This is a genomic window from Motilimonas pumila (genome assembly GCF_003596335.1).
Taxonomy (GTDB): Bacteria; Pseudomonadota; Gammaproteobacteria; order Enterobacterales; family CBDFNC01; genus Motilimonas; species Motilimonas pumila.
Window position 1 is genome coordinate 1 of the sequence record NZ_QZCH01000104.1, and the last position, 1,124, is coordinate 1,124.

The 1,124-nt window shown below is 41.7% G+C and carries 1 protein-coding gene; it reads right to left on the bottom strand.

Annotation, left to right across the window (positions count from 1 at the left end; all coding sequences use genetic code 11):
• Positions 1-245: 245 nt before the first annotated feature.
• Positions 246-1,019, bottom strand: a complete 774-nt coding sequence (locus tag D1Z90_RS20715; protein ID WP_119912656.1) for a nuclease-related domain-containing protein — start codon at positions 1,017-1,019, stop codon at positions 246-248.
• Positions 1,020-1,124: the final 105 nt, after the last annotated feature.

Here is a 1,124-nt window from a genome sequence, read left to right on the forward strand (position 1 = left end):
AACCCGCGAATATCAGCAAGGTCAACCGCCGAACTTTCTTGCCAAAGGTGCACTCACTTAAGTTTCTCTCCCATGCCGAAAGTATTTGGTAGGGATAGTCACGCGCTCGTTGACAGCGGGAATCATATCAACGCCCTGTTAAGGTGTGAGCAACGCAATACTGAAGCTGCCGCATACCACCTTAAACACTAAACGCAACGCATAGTAAAAATGCCACGCGTTGCAAATCACTCTTAAACAGTTTGTTAGTTGAATTGTTTCACAGCCCTACACTTGGGAAAGGTTGAACAACCCCAAAACTGTTTACCTATATTTTCACCACGCTTGGTTTCACGCAACACCATTTCAGAGCCGCAACGAGGGCACTCATTTGAGCTAACTTTGGATGCAACAACTTCTTTGACATGTTTACGATGCTTTAAATCCGTAATGACTCCGCGCTTTAACTTTAACCGGTTTATAGACTCTGTTAACCGAGCATAATCATTGTCAGAGAACACTACATCGTTAAATTGCTTAATGTATCGAATACTTCCTCGAGCGTAGGTAACATTTGGAGGCATTTCGGTTTTAAAGGTACTGTCGCCGATGAAAACAATAACCGAATGCAAGTGTTCTTCACTGCAACCTAGCAAGGTTTCCAGAGCTTTTATGTGCTTGTAATTCTGATGCAGTGGGTTCTGAAATTTAGAGGAATGACGGTAAATCTTTTGTGTCCACTGTTTCTGGCGAACTGAACCAAATATCCAACCTTTCATATTCTTAGTTTCAACGACGAAGATGCCATATCTAGAAACCACAATATGGTCGACTTGAGTTGTACCATCGTTAGTCGGCAACGTTACGTCTTTTATTAGTGTGTAATCAAACTCTGGTAATTTGGACAAAAGACGGTTCACGAGAAACTCACCGAATACACCTTTTAGCCACCTACTTTTGAAAACGCTAACAATGAGCAATAAAGGCACTAGATACCAGACTTGCGCAAGCACATTAAGAAATGCTTCAAAAATATTCACGGATTTTCCCTATTCAACTAACGCCGCACTCTCACGAATCCCCTCATAATTTCCAATAAAAACAATGAGTAGACGCGCATCGCTCATTCTGATCTAATGAATTTC